Genomic DNA, 17,291 nt, shown 5'->3' with positions numbered 1-17,291 from the left:
ACCCGCCAGTATATGCGAAAACAGTTGGCGTCACCAGCATTTGCTGCGCCATCTCTGGGGCATGATGAGGTTTTTGGCGCTTTTCGAGAGGTCTTCCATGCGCACCATGATCAAAATTGCAAGCTTCTGCGCGGCCTTGATGTTAGCCGGCTGCGCCGGGCCGCTGTTTCGCGAAGCCCCGAAGGTCGGCGAACCGCTCGCGTCCGTGACCGCCAAGCTCGGCCAGCCGACGGGCGTGTACCCGGCCCCGGACGGCCAGGTGCTCGAGTACGCGACCGGCCCGATGGGCCAGTTCACATGGATGGCGCGCATGGGGCCGGACGGGCGCCTGGTCTCCTACGAGCAGGTGCTGGCCGGCGAAAAATTCGCAACGATCAAGATCGACCAGGCGACCAAGGAAGATGTGCTGCGCACCATCGGCCGCCCCGCCGAACGCTCGCGCGTCGCCATGCGTGACTACGAGGTCTGGTCCTATCGCTACAAGGAAGCGGGCGTGTGGAATTCGCTGATGCACGTGCATTTCGACCAGAACGGGGTCGTGCGGCAGATGCTCAATGGGCCGGATCCGTTGTTCGAACCGAAGGAACGCAACGGCTGGTGAGCGCGGCAACGCCCTCGCCTACCTGGCGGCCTCAGGCGACCGGACGGCGGTCGTGCGGACGAAAGCCTCGACCGTGTCGAGCGTCGGCGCCAGCCTCTGCAGCGAGGTCGACAGCGACGCCACCAGTGTCGTGTGGGTCACGCCGTCGTAGTAAACCTCGCGCACCGGCACCTGCGCCGCGCGCAGCCTGGCCGCTATGCCGCCCGTATTACGCGCCGGGTCGACCAGGTTGTCGCTATTGGCCGCGATCAGCAGCGCAGGCGGCGAGGAGGCTGTCACGTGCCTGACCGGCTGCGAGTCGGGGGGCGTGTCTGGCGCGCTGAACACGGGCTGCGTGGTGCGGTTCTGCACCGGCAGGAAATCGTAAGGGCCGGCCAGCCCGATCCAGCCGCGCAGCATGTCCGGCTTCATGCCTTCGCCGCCCAGCCAGCGCGGGTCGAGCGCCAGCATGGCAGCGTTGTAGGCGCCGGCGCTATGGCCCATCACAAAGATATTCCTGGGATCGCCCCCGTAAGCCGCCGCCTCGCGCGCGGTCCAGGCAACGGCGCCCGCCGCGTCGAACAGGAAATCCGGGTAGCGCACTTGCGGATAGAGGCGGTAGTCCGGTATGACCACCACAAAGCCGCGTGCCGCCAGCGCGCGGCCGACGAATGCATAGTCCTCGCGTTTGCCGCTGACCCAATTGCCGCCGTAAAAGAAGACGACTACAGGGGCCTTCCCGTCTTGCGCGGCCGGACGGTAGACGTCGAGGATGGTGCGCGGGTTGTCGCCGTAGCGGATCGCCGTCGTGGATTGCACGGCGCCCGCGGGCGAAACGGCGTTCAGGACGCCCAGGGGCGAGCACGCCGCCAGGGTGGTGGCGACGAGCAGCGCGCCCGCGCAGTAGATGAGCTTGGTCATGGCCCGAGTATAGGGCGCAGGGCTGAGAGCGCGGCGCACCCGAGCGGGAAGGCGCCGGCATGCATATGCGATTGTTACCGCAAGGACAATAACGTTCAATATACTGTTGCGATATGAATATCGCACAGCCGTCCCTGCAGCAACCGCGCTACCTTGCCGGGATCGGCGTTTCGCTGGCGGTGCACCTGCTGCTGGTCGCGCTGTGGCAGGCGTCGCGGCCCATTGCCGATGTCGACGAGGCGCCGCGCGAAATGGAGCTGATGCGGGTGCGGATTGTGCCCGAGGCGGTGGTCGGCATCCCCCTGCCCTTGCCCGTCCCGGCATCGCGACGAAGGCAGGCCGCACCAAGCGTCCCGCAGGCGACGACGACAGCCGAAACGCCGCCGAGCCCCGTGCCGCCGGCCGACCCGGTCGAGCAGGTCCCCGCCCCGCCCTCCCCGGCCGCCGACCTGCTCGCACGCGCCAGGGCCTCCGTCGGCGGCATCGACCGCACCCTGCGCCAGGAAAACCCGCGGCGCGGCATCCAGGTGCCGATCGTCACCCCGGCGATGAAGCTCGAGCGCGGCATCGCCCGCGCCGCCGAGCTGGCGCCCAACCGGTGGTACGAGGCGCCGAAGACGGAGGAGATCCTCGACCCGGGCGGCTACGGCCGCCGGCGCTACCGCGTGACGACGGCCTTGGGCACTTACTGCGTCACCTACGAGTCGAACCACGCGCCGGACGGCCGCGACTCGATGCGCGACGGCATCCCTCCGAAGAGGACGAATTGCGACGGGGACGAGCAGCCGGCCACGATCCAGAAATGGAATTAAAACGGGCCTGACTACAACTGCGGGTGCGCCTTCTCCACCTTCGAGTGCAGCTTGTTCAGCCCCGACAGATACGCCTTGGCCGAGGCCACGACGATGTCCGGATCGGCCCCGACGCCGTTCACGATCCGCCCCTGGCGCGACAGCCGCATCGTCACCTCGCCCTGCGACTCGGTGCCGTTGCTGATCGCGTTGATCGAGAAGAGGATCAGCTCGGCGCCGGTTTTCGCCTGGCTCTCGATGGCGTTCACGGTGGCGTCGACCGGGCCGTCGCCGGTGCCCTCGCAGGCATGCTCCTGGCCGTCGATCGCGAACACGACGCGCGCATGCGGCAGGCTGCCGGTTTCCGAGCGCTGGGCCAGCGACACGAAGCGGAAGGTCTCGCCCTCCTGCGCGTGGTCGGCGTCCGACACCAGCGCCATGATGTCCTCGTCGAAGATCTCGCTCTTGCGGTCGGCCAGTTCCTTGAAGCGGGCAAAGGCGTCGTTCACCTCCGCTTCCGAGTCAAGCTCGATGCCGAGTTCTTCCAGGCGCGCCTTGAAGGCGTTGCGGCCCGAGAGTTTACCCAGCACGATCTTGTTGGCGTGCCAGCCGACGTCTTCGGCGCGCATGATCTCGTAGGTTTCGCGCGCCTTCAGGATGCCGTCCTGGTGGATGCCCGAGGCGTGCGCAAAGGCGTTGGCGCCGACCACCGCCTTGTTCGGCTGCACCGCGAAGCCGGTGATCTGCGAGACCATCTTCGAGGCCGGGACGATTTGCGTGGTGTCGATGCCGACCGTGAGCTTGTAGTAGTCGGCGCGGGTGCGCAGCGCCATCACGACTTCTTCCAGCGCCGTGTTGCCGGCGCGCTCGCCCAGGCCGTTGATCGTGCATTCGATCTGGCGCGCGCCGCCGATGGCCACGCCGGCCAGCGAGTTCGCCACGGCCAGGCCGAGGTCGTTATGGCAGTGCACCGACCAGATGGCCTTGTCGGAATTGGGCACGCGCTCGCGCAGGCGGCGGATGGTCTCGCCGAACACTTCGGGCGTGGCGTAGCCGACCGTGTCGGGGAAGTTGATGGTGGTGGCGCCCTCGGCGATCACGCCTTCGAGCACGCGGCAGAGGAAGTCTTCTTCCGAGCGGCTGCCGTCTTCCGGGGAGAATTCGATGTCGTCGGTATGGTTGCGCGCGTAGCGGATGGCGAGCTTCGCCTGCTCCAGCACCTGCTCGGGCTCCATGCGCAGCTTCATCTGCATGTGCAGCGGCGAGGTGGCGATGAAGGTGTGGATGCGCTTCCTTGCCGCGGGCTGCAGGGCCTCGGCGGCGCGCGCGATGTCGCGGTCGTTGGCACGCGAGAGCGAGCAGATGGTGGAGTCGCGTACCGCGCTTGCGATCGCGCGGATGGCCTCGAAGTCGCCGGGCGAAGCGGCGGCGAAGCCGGCCTCGATGACATCGACCCGTAGCCGCTCCAGCTGGCGCGCGATGCGCACCTTTTCGTCCTTGGTCATCGAGGCGCCCGGCGATTGCTCCCCGTCGCGCAGGGTGGTGTCGAAAATAATCAGGCGGTTAGGGTCAAACATGGCACAGCTCCAGTCAGCGCTTGTTAATCAAGAGCGCCGCCTGGACCTGCCAGGTTTTTACCGGCGCTCGACTTTATCGATATCGATCGGATCGTCGTCGGTCGGGATGATGGAGACCCGCTTGCCCTTGGCGCGCTGGATCAGGAAGACCACATACCCCGACAATCCATACACTACAAAAATCGGCCACAGGACTTTCGGCGGGTCGATCGCGACCAGGGCAAAGGCCAGCGCGATCAGGAACACCACGATGAACGGCACCGACTTGCGGAAGTTCACGTCCTTGAAGCTATAAAACGGCACGTTCGACACCATCGTCAGGCCGGCGAACACGGCCAGGCCCCAGCTCACCCAGTCCACCTGGCGTGCGCTGATGTTGATGTCCGGGTCGGTCATCATCATGATGAAGCCGACCACCAGCGCCGCCGATGCCGGACTGGGCAGGCCCTGGAAGAAGCGCTTGTCCACCACCTCGATGTTGGTGTTGAAGCGCGCCAGGCGCAGCGCCGCACCGGCGCAGTACACGAAGGCGGCGATCCAGCCCAGCTTGCCCATGCCTTTCAGCGACCATTCATACAGCACCAGCGCGGGCGCGGCGCCGAAGGACACCATGTCCGACAGGCTGTCGTACTGCGCGCCGAACTCGGATTGCGTATTGGTCAGGCGCGCAATCCGTCCATCGAGTCCATCGAGCACCATCGCGATGAACACGGCCCAGCAGGCGTGCTCCCAGCGATGGTTCATCGCCATCACGATCGCGTAGAAACCGCAGAACAGGGCCCCGGTCGTGAACGCGTTCGGCAGCAGATAAATGCCGCGACCGCGCGGCCCGCCCTTGTCCTCGGCCCGGCGGCCGAAGCGCTTCAGGCGGGAGAATCGCGGCGCCCGGGGCGCTCCACCGTTTTTCTTGCGTCGTGGGAAGGTTGGCATAAAGTTCCGTATTCAAATAAAAGCGCCGTTCGGCTGTTCTCCGCATTATAGAGGCGGGAACAGCATGTTAGCGAACGGATACTGTTACTTGAACTTTACTTTCCCAACCAATCGCATCTGCAGCGTCGTCTCTCCTGGTTCAAAACTCGGTTCCGGCATCTCGTTGTCCGCCTTCATGCGCGCAGGGGCGGCCATCATCCGCATCTCCGCCTGCGGCGCGTAATTGCCCGAGCCTTCGAAGTCGACCGTGTCGAGCACGGCGTCGGACGGCTGGCGCCCCATCGCGCGCGCGATCGAGGCGATGCGCTCGTTCAGGTTGCGGTAAGTCTCGGCAATCCGGCGGTCGTCCAGCATCTTTTCCGTGGCCGGGGCCAGGCCAAAGTTGACTGCATTAATCTGCAGCACCTTCTGCGCCGCCGCCGCCGTCTTCGGCAGATCGGCCAGGTTCGTCGTCTTCACCTCCAGGTACTGACCCACGCGCCAGCCGATCGGCACCGGCTTCACGGGCTGGGCCGGGATCCGGCTCGCCGGCAGCGGCTGCACCGGCGGTTCCGGGTAGACCGGATAGGTGTAATAGCCCTGCGTCTTCAGTTCGGCCTTCGGATCGGCACGGCGCACGATCTCGGTGCCCTCCTTCATCTTGCGGTTTACCCGCGCGGCAGCTGCGTTCTTGTCCTTGTCAAACTCTTCGACGGCAAAGCTGACCGTCGCCTGATCGTTGGCGTGGCGCACTTCGCCGTTCGCCGGGACGATGACCAGGGTGCCCGTTGTGGACGCCATCGTAGGCGCAGACGGTGTCTGCGCCTGCGAATCCACATGTACCGCCAGCACCAGGCTGGCGATCAGGAACATTTTTGGAAGGGACATGTTTTTCTCCAGGTTAAGTAATGCAACCCTTATACGATACCGTCCGCGCCCATTCCATCGTGTTTTTGTAATGGAAAGTTGCAAAACGGTAGCGCTGGAGCTCCCCGTCCCCTCCCCTGCTTAGTTCTTCGACTGGTCGACCAGCTTGTTCTTCGCGATCCACGGCATCATTGCGCGCAGCTTGGCGCCGACTTCCTCGATCGGATGTTCGGCGGTCAGGCGGCGCCGCGAGATCAGGGTCGGTGCGCCGGCCTTGTTCTCGAGGATGAAGCTCTTCGCGTATTCGCCGGTCTGGATGTCCTTCAGGCACTGGCGCATCGCTTCCTTGGTGGCCGAGGTGACGACTTTCGGGCCGGTGACGTATTCGCCGTATTCCGCGTTGTTCGAGATCGAGTAGTTCATGTTGGCGATGCCGCCTTCATAGATCAGGTCGACGATCAGCTTGAGTTCGTGCAGGCACTCGAAATACGCCATCTCGGGAGCGTAGCCGGCCTCGGTCAGCGTCTCGAAACCGGCCTTGATCAGCTCGACCGCGCCGCCGCACAGGACGGCCTGCTCGCCGAACAGGTCGGTCTCGGTCTCTTCGCGGAAGTTGGTCTCGATGATGCCGGCGCGGCCGCCGCCGTTGGCCATCGCATACGACAGGGCGATGTCGCGCGCCGCGCCCGACTTGTCCTGGTAGACGGCGATCAGGTGCGGCACGCCGCCGCCCTGGCGGTAGGTGCCGCGCACGGTGTGGCCCGGGGCTTTCGGGGCGACCATGATGACGTCGAGGTCGGCGCGCGGCACGACCTGGCCGTAGTGGACGTTGAAGCCGTGGGCAAAGGCGAGCACTGCGCCCTGCTTCGCGTTCGGCTCGATGTTTTCCTTGTAGACCTGGGCGATGTTCTCGTCCGGCAGCAGGATCATGATGATGTCGGCGTTTTTGACCGCTTCGTCGACTTCGGCGACCTGCAGGCCTGCCTGCTCGACCTTGTTCCAGGAAGCGCCGCCGCGGCGCAGGCCGACGATGACCTTGACGCCCGATTCGTGCAGGTTCTGGGCGTGCGCGTGGCCTTGCGAGCCGTAGCCGATGATGGCGACGTTCTTGCCTTTGACGAGGGAGAGGTCGCAGTCTTTGTCGTAGAAAACTTTCATGGTCATTCCTTTGTTTTATGTTCGTTTATGTGCAAGCGTCACGCGTGGGCGGCGCAAGCGATTCATGTCATTCAAGCGATGGGGTGGAGCCGACCACCCTACGGCGATCAAACTTTCAGGATGCGCTCGCCGCGGCCGATGCCCGAGCCGCCGGTACGGACGGTCTCGAGGATGGAGGCGCGGTCGATGGCGTCGATGAAGGCGTCGAGCTTGCTCTTGGCGCCGGTCAGTTCGATCGTGTAGGTCTTCTCGGTCACGTCGATGATGCGGCCGCGGAAGATGTCGGCGGTGCGCTTGATCTCTTCGCGCTCCTTGCCGACCGCCCTCACCTTGATCAGCATGAGCTCGCGCTCGATGTGCTGGCCTTCGGTCAGGTCGACCACTTTCACGACTTCGATCAGGCGGTTCAGGTGCTTGGTGATCTGCTCGATGATGTCGTCCGAGCCGGAGGTCACGATCGTCATGCGCGAGAGGGTCGCGTCTTCGGTCGGGGCCACGGTCAGGGTTTCGATGTTGTAGCCGCGTGCCGAGAACAGGCCCACCACGCGCGACAGGGCGCCGGCTTCGTTTTCCAGCAGGACTGAGATGATGTGTCTCATTTACAGGTCCTCCGAGCCGAGCAGCATTTCGGACAATCCCTTGCCCGCCTTGACCATCGGCCAGACGTTCTCGCCCTGGTCGGTGATGAAGTTCATGAACACCAGGCGGTCCTTCATGCCGAAAGCTTCGACCAGCGCCCCTTCCACGTCGCCCGGCTTCTCGATGCGCATGCCGACGTGGCCATAGGCCTCGGCCAGCTTTTCGAAGTCGGGTAAAGAGTCCATATAGGACTCGGAATAGCGCGAGCCGTAGTCGATCTGCTGCCACTGGCGCACCATGCCGAGGAAGCGGTTGTTGAGGAGGATGATCTTCGGCGTCAGGTGGTATTGCTTGCAGGTCGCGAGCTCCTGGATGCACATCTGGATCGAGCCTTCGCCGGTGACGCAGGCGACCGTCGCATCCGGATTGGCCATCTGCACGCCCATTGCGTACGGCAGGCCGACGCCCATCGTGCCCAGGCCGCCGGAATTGATCCAGCGGCGCGGCTTGTCGAAGGGGTAGTACTGGGCCGCCCACATCTGGTGCTGGCCGACGTCGGAGGTGACGAAGGCGTCGCCTTTGGTGACCTTCCACAGCTTTTCGATGACCGATTGCGGCTTGATGAGGATGTCCGAATCCTCGTATTTCAGGCAATCGCGGCCGCGCCATTGATCGATCTGCTTCCACCAGCTGCGCAGCGCTTCCGGATTCGGGCGCGCTGTGCCGGCGGCATCGAGCTGGGTCAGGAACTCGGTCAGCACGTCCTTGACGTTGCCGACGATCGGGATGTCGACCTTCACCCGCTTCGAGATCGAGGACGGGTCGATGTCGATGTGGATGATCTTGCGCGGATGGCTGGCGAAGTGCTTGGGGTTGCCGATCACGCGGTCGTCGAAGCGGGCGCCGATGGCGATCAGGACGTCGCAATGCTGCATCGCCATGTTCGCTTCATAGGTGCCGTGCATGCCCGGCATGCCGACGAAGTGCTCGTCGCTGGCGCGCGAGCCGCCCAGGCCCATCAGGGTGTTGGTGATGGGCGCGCCGAGCTTCTCGACCAGGCGGTTCAGTTCGGGCGAGGCATTCGCGAGGATGACGCCGCCGCCGGCATAGACCATCGGCCGTTCGGCGCCGGCCAGCAGCTGCACGGCCTTGCGGATCTGGCCGGTGTGGCCCTTGTCGACCGGCTTATACGAGCGCATCTCGATTTCGCGCGGGTACTCGAACAGGCACTTGTTGACGGTGATGTCCTTCGGGATGTCGACCAGGACCGGGCCGGGGCGGCCGGTGCGGGCGATGAAGAAGGCTTTCTTGATCGTCGAGGCCAGTTCCTTGACGTCCTTGACCAGGAAATTGTGCTTGACCACGGGGCGGGTGATACCGACCGTGTCGCATTCCTGGAAGGCATCCTGGCCGATCGCATGGCTCGGCACCTGGCCGCTGATCACCACCATCGGAATCGAATCCATGTAGGCGGTGGACAGCCCGGTGACGGCATTGGTCACGCCCGGACCGGAGGTGACGATGGCGACGCCGACGGTATTCGAGCTGCGCGAGTAGGCGTCGGCGGCATGCACGGCGGCCTGCTCGTGGCGCACTAATACGTGCTGGAATTTGTCTTGCTGGAAGATGGCGTCGTAGATGTACAGCACTGCGCCGCCGGGATAGCCAAAGACGTGTTTGACGCCCTCTTCGGCCAGGCAACGTACGACAATTTCAGCGCCGGTGATCGGTCCCGTCGAGGGAGATCCCGAGCCTGAGGCTTCGTTATTCATGAATCATTTCCTTTCAAAACCCATTGGGCGATTGATCGGATGCTCGTTCCTAACGAAATACGGTTTGCCCCACAACGCTCCAGCTTCCCTTCTTTCTGCGGTCACGGCGAACTCCCGGGTATCAACAGATACCGTTTGGAACGACGTTGAACGCAACTCGTTTGGCTGAGTGTCTGTGGCGGCTCGACGCATCTCTCGCGCTTGTGGCGCGGGTTGGAGCAAACTGCCTACAAATGAAAGCGTGTCATGCCGAACAGGCCTTGTGTGCCTGTCTGACCGACAAAGAAGCTTTGGGGGTGCAAAGCGTAAGAGCCACCTTACTGCGTTGCACCATTTTGGTCAAGATAAAAAATGGAAAAGCTGACATGCATGGTTTTGGTGCGCAACTGGGCGGTGGGGGCCGGGCTTATCGTGCAGTGCAGCGAACGGAACGGACGGATCATGCAAACCTCGAATTTGCCGTTCCTGACAGCCCGGTCCGGCATGCCCCCGCACATCACTGAGCAATTACGGTGCATGCGCGGTGGTTTTTTGCTAGGATTCGTGGGTTTCCATAAAGCACGGGCAACGTACCCGGGGCGCACCACCTCCTTCCATCGCATGGCGACAGACAAAGAACTCAACGACTTCCTCGAGAATGTCGAACGCCGGGCGTTCAAGCAGGCCGTGTATGCGGTGCGCAAGGACGAGGCGGCGCTCGACATCGTGCAGGATGCGATGATCAAGCTCGCCGAGAAATACGGCGACAAGCCGGCCGCCGAACTGCCGATGCTGTTCCAGCGCATCCTGCAGACCACCATCCTCGATTATTTCCGCCGCGAGAAGGTGCGCAACACCTGGGTCAGCCTCTTCTCCGGCCTCGGCCGGCGGGAGGGCGAGGACGAGGACTTTGATATACTCGGATCGTACGAATCGGAGGAAGGCTCGGCCGCTGCCGAGTCGAGCGCGGACCAGGTCGAACGGGCCCAGACCCTGCGCCTGATCGAAGCGGAGATACAAAAACTCCCGGCGCGTCAACGCGAAGCCTTCCTTATGCGTTACTGGCAGGATATGGATGTGGCCGAAACGGCCGCCGCGATGGGGTGCTCGGAGGGCAGTGTCAAAACACATTGTTCTCGCGCTACGCATACCCTTGCCGATGCCCTGCGGGCCAAGGGAATAAAATTATGAACAACGACGACATCAACCTGGCGTACAAGCTGCGCCACGCCTTGAACGAGAACCTGGAGTCGCTGCCGGCGTCGACCACCGAGCGCCTTGCCGCTGCGAGGAAACTCGCGCTGTCGCGCAAGAAAGCCGATGCCCCGCAGGTCGCCGCGCGCGCCGGCCTGCGCCGCTTCTTCGATGTCGATTTCCATTTCTCCGGTACCGGACTCGGGCGCCTGGGCGTCGCCCTGCCCCTGCTGGCGCTGGTCGTCGGGCTGGGCGGGCTCTACCAGTACGAACAGGAACAGCGCATCGACGAGCTGGCCGAGCTCGACGCGGCCATGCTGGCCGACGAACTGCCGCTGACGGCCTACCTCGACCATGGCTTCAACGCCTACCTGGAGTCGCAACAGCGCCGCCAATGACGACACCGCAATCGAAACCCCGCCGCGGCGCCCTCTTCGCCGTCGTGGTAGGGGTGCTGGCTGCCATCGCAGCCTGGCTCTTCTGGGGTGGCGACCGCAGCGGCGCGCCCGGCGCCGGATCGGCGGTCACGGCCACGTCCGCCGCCACGGCCCAGCCGGACAAGAGCGGCCCCCAGCTCTTCCACAAGCCCCTGTGGCAGGATCTCTCGAACGCGCAGCAGCTGGCATTGCAGCCCCTGAAGAACGAGTGGGACGTCATGGAAGGCACGCGCAAGCGCAAATGGCTCGAAATGTCGCGCCGCTTCGCCTCCATGAGCCGCGAAGAACAGGAACGCGTGCACGAACGCATGCGCCAGTGGGTGCGCCTCACCCCCGAGCAGCGCAACCTCGCGCGCGAGAACTACACCCGCACGCGCAAGCTCGCCCCCGGCGAAAAGACCGCCACCTGGGAAAGCTACAAGCAGCTCACGCCCGACCAGAAACGCCGCCTGGCGCAGACGGCCCGCAAGAACCCGGCCACGACAGAAACACCGTCCTCGACGATGATCGTCGCCCCGACCAGCTGCCCTCCCGGCACCACGCGCCGCGGCGCCACCTGCATGTCGCTGCAGGCCCCCGCCAGCATCCCGGCCGCGCCGGCGATCACGCAACCGGCGCCTGTCCCGGCCGCACCTGCCGGCGCCGCCCCCGCGCCTGCCGTAGGCGCGCCGGCTGTGCCGTCCGCCCCTACTCCAACCACCGTCGCCCCTACCGCATCGAATGCAAACGGTTAAGCCAACTCAGTCCCCTGCCATCGGCACGCCGACCGTCAAGCGTCGCGTCGTCGCAATGGTGTACGAAGCCTTCCTCCTGATCGCGGTCGAGGCGCTGGCTGTCTTCCTCTTCATCTTCGCCACCGGCAACCGCCAGGATCCCCTGTTCCGCGGCCTGCTGATGGCCTTCCTGTTCCTGGTGACGGCAGCCTACTTCGTGCACGCGTGGAGCGGCAGCGGCTTCACCCTCGCGATGAAGACCTGGCGCATCAAGGTGGTCAAGGTGGGACACGCCAGGGTGCCCTTCAGGAACGCGGCGCTGCGCTACCTGCTGGCCTGGGGCTGGTTCGCCCCGGCGCTATTGGCCGGCGCCCTGCTCGACCTGCACGGCGTGAAGGAATGGGCGCTGCTGCTGGGCGCGGGGCTGGTGGTGTGGGGATTGACGGCCTTCCTCGACAAGGACCGGCAGTTCCTGCATGACCGGATCGCGGGGACGCGCCTGATTGCTTTGCCGAAGGCGAAATAAGCCTTCTTGTCGTGCTGCGTCGCCTAAATCAGAACCGCTCGTACTCCGCCAGGTAACGCCACTGCCCTTCCGGCAGCCCGCCCATCGAGATCCGTCCCACACGCAGGCGCTTGATGTCGGTGACTTCCAGCCCGACGGCCTCGCACATGTGCGCGATCTGCCCCGGGCGCACGCCCTTGGCGGCGAAGCGCAGGCGGCCTTCGCTTTGCCAGCTGACCTTCATCGGGTTGATCGGCTTGCCGCTGAAGGTCAAGCCGTGGTTCAGCAGCGCAAGGCCGCCTTCCCGGATGCCGCCCGACACCTCGACCACGTATTCGTGCTCGACGCGCTCGCCGTCGTCGAGCAGTTTGCGCACCACGCGGAAATCTTGGGTGTAGATCACCAGGCCGCTGGCATCGGTCTCGATCGGCGTCGCCAGCGTCAGGCGCGCCAGGTGGCGTTTCAAGAATCTCGGCGCACCATGCTGGCCGGCCACGAGGGTCTCCTGCTTCAGGCACTCGAGCGCATCCGCACCGCGCATGCCGACGCCGGAATTCATGCCCGAGGGTTTGTGCAGCAGGATCGTGACTGGCGGTGCTTCTTCCATGCTGGCGCCCGGCAGCAGGGTCACGGCCTGTGAAGGCGTGACGCGCGTGGCCGGGTCCTCGACCACCACGCCGTCGACGCTCACGCCGCCGTTGGCGATGTAGCGTTCCGCTTCCGCCCGCGAGCACGGCACCAGTTCGGCCACGCGCTTGGCCAGGCGGATTCCTTCCGCATTTCCCGCGCTGCTCATCAGGCGCGCCAGTTCTGGAAGAAGGTTTTGAATGCGGCGACGACCTTGTCGACGTCGGCACGCGAGATGTCCAGGTGGGTCACCAGGCGCATGCGCGGGCCGACCGTGGCTCGGATGCCTTGCTCCGCCAATGCCTTGCGCAGCGGCTCGCAGGCGGCCGCCGGCACATCCAGCCAGAAGATGTTGGTCTGCGGCGTGCTGACGTTCAGCGCTTCGATCTCGCCCAGGCCACGCGCCAGCTCGAAGGCGTTGTCGTGGTCCTCGGCCAGGCGCGCCACATTGTGCTGCAGCGCGTGCTGCGCGGCCGCGGCGATGACGCCGGCCTGGCGCATGCCGCCGCCCAGCATCTTGCGCCAGCGCTTGCCCTGCTCGATGAAGGCCTTCGGTCCCAGCAGCACCGAGCCGACCGGGGCGCCCAGGCCCTTCGACAGGCAGACCGACACCGTATCGAAGCCTTTTACCACTTCGCGCAGGGTCACGCCCTGCTTGACGGCCGCGTTGCAGACGCGCGCGCCGTCGAGGTGGGTGGCCAGGCCCTTGGCATGCGCGAGCGTGGTCGCGGCCTGGATGTAGTCCTGGCCGAGCACGCGCCCGCCGATCGTGTTCTCCAGCGCCAGCAAACGGGTGCGCGCGAAGTGCATGTCGTCGGGCTTGATGTAGCCTTCGATGTCCGCCAGCGCGATGCTGCCGTCCGGCTGGTTGGCGATCGGCTGCGGCTGGATCGAGCCCAGCACCGCGGCGCCGCCGCCTTCGTATTTGTAGGTGTGCGCTTCCTGGCCGACCAGGTACTCGTCGCCGCGTCCGCAGTGGGTCATCAGCGCGATCAGGTTGGTTTGCGTGCCGCTGGCGGCGAACATGCCCGCCTCATAGCCGAACAGGTCGGCCGCGAAGTCCTGCAGGCGGTTGACGGTGGGGTCGTCGCCGTAGACGTCGTCGCCGACGTCGGCGGCGGCCATGGCCGCGCGCATCGCCTTGGAGGGTTGGGTGACGGTGTCGCTGCGCAGGTCGATCCAGGTGGTGTTATCGCTCATGGTCTCAATGTTCTGTTGATTCGGCGTCCGCTTCGGCTGGTGCACCGGCTGCCGCTTGCGAGGTATAGAAACGCTGGCCCATCTCTTCCAGTCCCAGCGTGGACAGCACTTCCTGCAGGCGCTCGCTCGGGCGGCGGCGCGGCAGGTTTTTATAGGTGGCCACGATCAGCTCGTTCTTCATCGAGTGCTCCCAGCCCACCAGTTCCGTCACCGTCACCTGGTAGCCGTGCGCCTCGAGCTGCAGGCAGCGCAGCACGTTGGTCACCTGGCTGCCGAACTCGCGCGTGTGGATGGGGTGGCGCCAGATTTCGGTGAGCGGGCTTTTCAGGTCCCGGCCCTTGTTCTTGCGCAGCACCGTCGCGACCTCCGCCTGGCAGCACGGCACCAGCACCATGTGCTTGGCTTTTTTCTTCAGCGCGAAGTCGATGGCGTCGTCGGTGGCCGTGTTACAGGCGTGCAGCGCGGTGACGATGTCGATCGTCTCGGGCAGTTCCTTTGAGGTCGTGGACTCGGCCACCGACAGCGGCAGGAAGGACATGTTGGCAAAGCCCAGGCGCGCCGCCAGCTCCGTCGACTTCTGCACGAGTTCCTCGCGCGTCTCGATGCCGTAGATGTGCGAGGCGTCGTCGAGACCCTTGAAGAACAGGTCGTAGAGGATGAAGCCGAGGTAGGACTTCCCTGCCCCGTGGTCGACCAGCGACACGCCGTTCTTCTCGGCGCGTACGTCGTTCAGCAGGGGCTCGATGAAGTTGTACAGGTGGTAGACCTGTTTCAGCTTGCGGCGGCTGTCCTGGTTGAGCTTGCCGTCGCGCGTGAGGATGTGCAGCTCCTTGAGCAGCTCGATCGACTGGCCGGGGCGGACTTCGGGCGGCAACTCGGGCACGGCGGCCGGCTTCTTCGTGTTCTCTACGCGCTTCATGTTCGGCTTCAATGCGGGTATCAGTGGTTCTTTTCGGCGGCGTGGTTGATCGTGTACTTCGGGATCTCGACCACGAGGTCTTCCTCGGCCACGATCGCCTGGCAGGACAGGCGCGAGTTCGGCTCCAGGCCCCAGGCCTTGTCGAGCATGTCTTCTTCCTTTTCTTCCGGCTCGTTCAGCGACTCGAAGCCTTCGCGCACGATCACGTGGCAGGTGGTGCAGGCGCAGACGCGGTCGCAGGCGTGTTCGATGTCGATGTCGTTTTCCAGCATGACGTCGCAGACGGACTTGCCGGCGGGGGCTTCCAGGACGGCGCCGTCCGGGCAGAAGGTCGGGTGGGGCAGGATGACGATTTGTGGCACTTGGGTTACCTCTTCAATTTATTCTCTGAACCGTAGGGTGGACGGCTCTGCCGTCCACGCGTTCAACGATCGGTTGATTTTGTCGCGGTGCTGATGATGTTGCGGTCATTCGGGTGGCGGTTGAACGCGTGGACGGGAAACCCGTCCACCCTACGAAAATCACACTTCGTCCAGCGACTTCCCGGCCAGCGCGCTGCGCACGCTCTTGTCCATGCGGCGCGCGGCGAATTCCTCGGTGCCGTGCGCGAGCGCCTGGACCGCGTCGTGCAGCGCGTTCTGGCGCGTGCCCGGCTCGATGGCGGTATCGTTCGAGAACGCGATCGCATCGCGCACGCCCTGCACCAGCGCGGCCAGCGCAGCCTGTTCGTCGCCGCTGAGGAGGTCGCCGTCGCTGTCGAGCGCCGACTGGGTCGCCAGCAGGATGCGCTCGGCCTCGACCTGCTCTTCGCGCAACGCGCGCATCTGCATGTCGACCTGGGCCGAGCTGTACGAGTCCTGCAGCATGCGCGCCACCTCGTCGTCGCCCAGGCCGTAGGACGGCTTGACGGTGATCGAGGCTTCCACGCCCGAGCGCGTCTCGCGCGCCGATACCGACAACAGCCCGTCCGCATCGACCTGGTAGGTGACGCGGATGCGCGCGGCGCCGGCCGCCATCGGCGGGATGCCGCGCAGCTCGAAACGCGCCAGCGAGCGGCAGTCCGAGACCAGCTCGCGCTCGCCCTGCACCACGTGCACCGCCAGCGCGGTCTGGCCGTCCTTGAACGTCGTGAACTCCTGCGCACGCGCGCACGGAATCGTCGAGTTGCGCGGGATGATCTTCTCGACCAGGCCGCCCATCGTCTCGATGCCCAGCGACAGCGGGGTCACGTCCAGCAGCAGCCAGTCGTCGCCCGCAGCGCGGTTACCCGCCAGCAGGTTGGCCTGGATGGCGGCGCCCAGGGCGACCACCTTGTCCGGATCGATGTTCGCGTGCGGGATGGTGTGGAAGAACTCGGAGACGGCGCGGCGCACGGTGGGCATGCGCGTGGCGCCGCCGACCATCACGACGCCGTCGACGTCTTCGACCGTCACGTTAGCGTCGCGCATGGCCTTGCGGATCGCGTTCATCGTTTTAGCTACCAGGTGCTTGGTGATCTCGGCGAAGGTGGCGGCGGTGATTTTCACGTGCACGATTTCGCCGGAGTTCAGGATGGCGTCGACCATCGTCTCGTCGTCGGTCGACAGCAGTTCCTTGGCCTGGCGCGCCTTGACCATCAGCGTCGCGGTGTCTTCCTCGGACAACGGAGCGAGTTTGGCCTGCTCGCGGATCCAGCAGAACAGGCGGTGGTCGAAGTCGTCGCCGCCCAGGGCCGAGTCGCCGCCGGTCGAGAGCACCTCAAACACGCCCTTCGAGAGCTTCAGGATCGAGATATCGAAGGTGCCGCCGCCGAGGTCGTAGACGGCGTAGACGCCCTCCGAGCCATGGTCGAGGCCATAGGCGATCGCCGCGGCGGTCGGTTCCGACAACAGGCGCAGCACGTTCAGGCCGGCCAGCTGGGCGGCGTCCTTGGTGGCCTGGCGCTGGGCGTCGTCGAAGTAGGCGGGGACGGTGATCACCGCGCCGACCAGGTCGTCGCCGAGCGAATCCTCGGCCAGCTGGCGCAGGGTCGCCAGAATCTGGGCCGAGGTCTCGACCGGGCTTTTCACGCCGGCGACGGTGTTGATCTGCACCATGCCGTGACCGCTCTCGCGGTCACCGTCGACGAAGTCGTACGGCAGGTTTTCGGCGTGGGCGATGTCCTTCAGGCCGCGGCCCATGAAGCGCTTGACCGAGACGATGGTATTTTTCGGATCGACCGTGCGGTGCGCTTGCGCTTTGTAGCCGATGTGGGCATTGCCGTTCGGGAGGTAACGCACGACCGATGGCAGCAGCGCACGCCCGTCCTCGTCGCTGAGCACTTCGGGAATCCCGCTGCGCACCGTGGCGACGAGCGAATTGGTGGTGCCCAGGTCGATGCCCACCGCCAGCCGGTGCTGGTGCGGCGCGGTCGACATGCCGGGTTCGGAGATCTGCAAAAGTGCCATGTTCGTGTTACCTGGTTGTTGTTCTGTGGTGCTGCGATGAGGCGGCCGATCCTGAAACGTAGGGTGGACGGCTCCGCCGTCCACGCGTTCAACGCAGGCCTGAACAGCGAAGCCGTCGTGCTCGCCGCCTCCATGGG

The 17,291-nt window shown here is 65.2% G+C and carries 18 protein-coding genes; 6 read left to right on the top strand and 12 right to left on the bottom strand.

Annotation, left to right across the window (positions count from 1 at the left end; all coding sequences use genetic code 11):
- Positions 1-106 precede the first annotated feature (106 nt).
- Positions 107-601 (top strand): hypothetical protein, encoded by a 495-nt coding sequence (locus ACWCIA_RS11775; RefSeq protein WP_454163445.1) that lies wholly within the window; start codon positions 107-109, stop codon positions 599-601.
- Positions 602-619: 18 nt separating this feature from the next.
- Here the strand turns inward: ACWCIA_RS11775 and ACWCIA_RS11770 are convergent, their stop codons facing one another.
- Positions 620-1,501 carry an alpha/beta hydrolase gene (locus ACWCIA_RS11770; RefSeq protein ID WP_454163444.1) on the bottom strand — a complete coding sequence of 294 codons (882 nt, stop codon included), beginning with the start codon at positions 1,499-1,501 and terminating at the stop codon, positions 620-622.
- 113 nt (positions 1,502-1,614) lie between these two features.
- On the opposite strand from ACWCIA_RS11770, the gene ACWCIA_RS11765 reads away from it, so the two are divergent.
- Positions 1,615-2,313 carry a hypothetical protein gene (locus ACWCIA_RS11765; protein WP_454163442.1) on the top strand — a complete coding sequence of 233 codons (699 nt, stop codon included), beginning with the start codon at positions 1,615-1,617 and terminating at the stop codon, positions 2,311-2,313.
- Between the two features lie 11 nt (positions 2,314-2,324).
- Here the strand turns inward: ACWCIA_RS11765 and ACWCIA_RS11760 are convergent, their stop codons facing one another.
- The 6 genes from ACWCIA_RS11760 to ACWCIA_RS11735 form a co-directional block, all read right to left on the bottom strand.
- Entirely contained in the window at positions 2,325-3,869 is a 1,545-nt protein-coding gene (locus tag ACWCIA_RS11760; RefSeq protein ID WP_454163440.1) for a 2-isopropylmalate synthase, read from the bottom strand.
- Between the two features lie 57 nt (positions 3,870-3,926).
- Positions 3,927-4,799, bottom strand: a complete 873-nt coding sequence (gene pssA, locus ACWCIA_RS11755) for a CDP-diacylglycerol--serine O-phosphatidyltransferase (RefSeq protein ID WP_454163438.1) — start codon at positions 4,797-4,799, stop codon at positions 3,927-3,929.
- An 84-nt stretch (positions 4,800-4,883) separates the two neighbouring features.
- On the bottom strand, positions 4,884-5,666 hold the full coding sequence (locus tag ACWCIA_RS11750; RefSeq protein WP_454163436.1) for an SIMPL domain-containing protein: 783 nt from the start codon (positions 5,664-5,666) through the stop codon (positions 4,884-4,886).
- Positions 5,667-5,786: 120 nt separating this feature from the next.
- Positions 5,787-6,803, bottom strand: coding sequence for a ketol-acid reductoisomerase (gene ilvC / locus ACWCIA_RS11745; RefSeq protein ID WP_454163434.1), 1,017 nt, complete (start codon positions 6,801-6,803; stop codon positions 5,787-5,789).
- Positions 6,804-6,910: 107 nt separating this feature from the next.
- The gene (ilvN, locus tag ACWCIA_RS11740) at positions 6,911-7,402 is read right to left on the bottom strand and encodes an acetolactate synthase small subunit (RefSeq protein WP_454163432.1); all 492 of its coding nucleotides are present in this window, start codon (positions 7,400-7,402) and stop codon (positions 6,911-6,913) included.
- Positions 7,403-9,154 (bottom strand): acetolactate synthase 3 catalytic subunit, encoded by a 1,752-nt coding sequence (locus tag ACWCIA_RS11735; RefSeq protein WP_454163430.1) that lies wholly within the window; start codon positions 9,152-9,154, stop codon positions 7,403-7,405.
- A 600-nt stretch (positions 9,155-9,754) separates the two neighbouring features.
- Here ACWCIA_RS11735 and ACWCIA_RS11730 point away from each other — a divergent pair.
- Genes ACWCIA_RS11730 through ACWCIA_RS11715 form a run of 4 tightly spaced genes read left to right on the top strand, consistent with a single transcriptional unit; the run spans position 9,755 to position 12,003 of the window.
- Positions 9,755-10,324 carry an RNA polymerase sigma factor gene (locus ACWCIA_RS11730; protein ID WP_454163586.1) on the top strand — a complete coding sequence of 190 codons (570 nt, stop codon included), beginning with the start codon at positions 9,755-9,757 and terminating at the stop codon, positions 10,322-10,324.
- On the top strand, positions 10,321-10,725 hold the full coding sequence (locus tag ACWCIA_RS11725) for a DUF3619 family protein (protein ID WP_454163428.1): 405 nt from the start codon (positions 10,321-10,323) through the stop codon (positions 10,723-10,725). Before ACWCIA_RS11730 ends, ACWCIA_RS11725 begins: the two co-directional genes overlap by 4 nt.
- Positions 10,722-11,498 carry a DUF3106 domain-containing protein gene (locus tag ACWCIA_RS11720; protein WP_454163426.1) on the top strand — a complete coding sequence of 259 codons (777 nt, stop codon included), beginning with the start codon at positions 10,722-10,724 and terminating at the stop codon, positions 11,496-11,498. Before ACWCIA_RS11725 ends, ACWCIA_RS11720 begins: the two co-directional genes overlap by 4 nt.
- The gene (locus ACWCIA_RS11715) at positions 11,485-12,003 is read left to right on the top strand and encodes an RDD family protein (protein ID WP_454163424.1); all 519 of its coding nucleotides are present in this window, start codon (positions 11,485-11,487) and stop codon (positions 12,001-12,003) included. The genes ACWCIA_RS11720 and ACWCIA_RS11715 overlap by 14 nt, the downstream gene beginning before the upstream one ends.
- Positions 12,004-12,031: 28 nt before the next feature.
- On the opposite strand, the gene ACWCIA_RS11710 is transcribed toward ACWCIA_RS11715, so the two are convergent.
- The 5 genes from ACWCIA_RS11710 to hscA all read right to left on the bottom strand — a co-directional run bounded on the left by ACWCIA_RS11710 (position 12,032) and on the right by hscA (position 17,154).
- The gene (locus tag ACWCIA_RS11710; RefSeq protein WP_454163422.1) at positions 12,032-12,778 is read right to left on the bottom strand and encodes a S4 domain-containing protein; all 747 of its coding nucleotides are present in this window, start codon (positions 12,776-12,778) and stop codon (positions 12,032-12,034) included.
- Positions 12,778-13,809, bottom strand: a complete 1,032-nt coding sequence (ltaE, locus tag ACWCIA_RS11705) for a low-specificity L-threonine aldolase (protein WP_454163420.1) — start codon at positions 13,807-13,809, stop codon at positions 12,778-12,780. The genes ACWCIA_RS11710 and ltaE overlap by 1 nt, the downstream gene beginning before the upstream one ends.
- 4 nt (positions 13,810-13,813) lie before the next feature.
- Positions 13,814-14,728 carry a class I SAM-dependent methyltransferase gene (locus ACWCIA_RS11700; RefSeq protein WP_454163418.1) on the bottom strand — a complete coding sequence of 305 codons (915 nt, stop codon included), beginning with the start codon at positions 14,726-14,728 and terminating at the stop codon, positions 13,814-13,816.
- Positions 14,729-14,748: 20 nt separating this feature from the next.
- Positions 14,749-15,090: an ISC system 2Fe-2S type ferredoxin gene (gene fdx, locus ACWCIA_RS11695; RefSeq protein ID WP_454163416.1), complete on the bottom strand. Its 342-nt coding sequence runs from the start codon at positions 15,088-15,090 to the stop codon at positions 14,749-14,751.
- 159 nt (positions 15,091-15,249) lie between these two features.
- Positions 15,250-17,154, bottom strand: coding sequence for a Fe-S protein assembly chaperone HscA (hscA, locus tag ACWCIA_RS11690; protein ID WP_454163414.1), 1,905 nt, complete (start codon positions 17,152-17,154; stop codon positions 15,250-15,252).
- Positions 17,155-17,291 lie beyond the last annotated feature (137 nt).

This window comes from Massilia sp. SYSU DXS3249 (assembly GCF_053668055.1).
The sequence above is the reverse complement of the archived record's forward strand: the minus strand, read 5'-3'. Positions and strand labels throughout refer to the sequence as shown.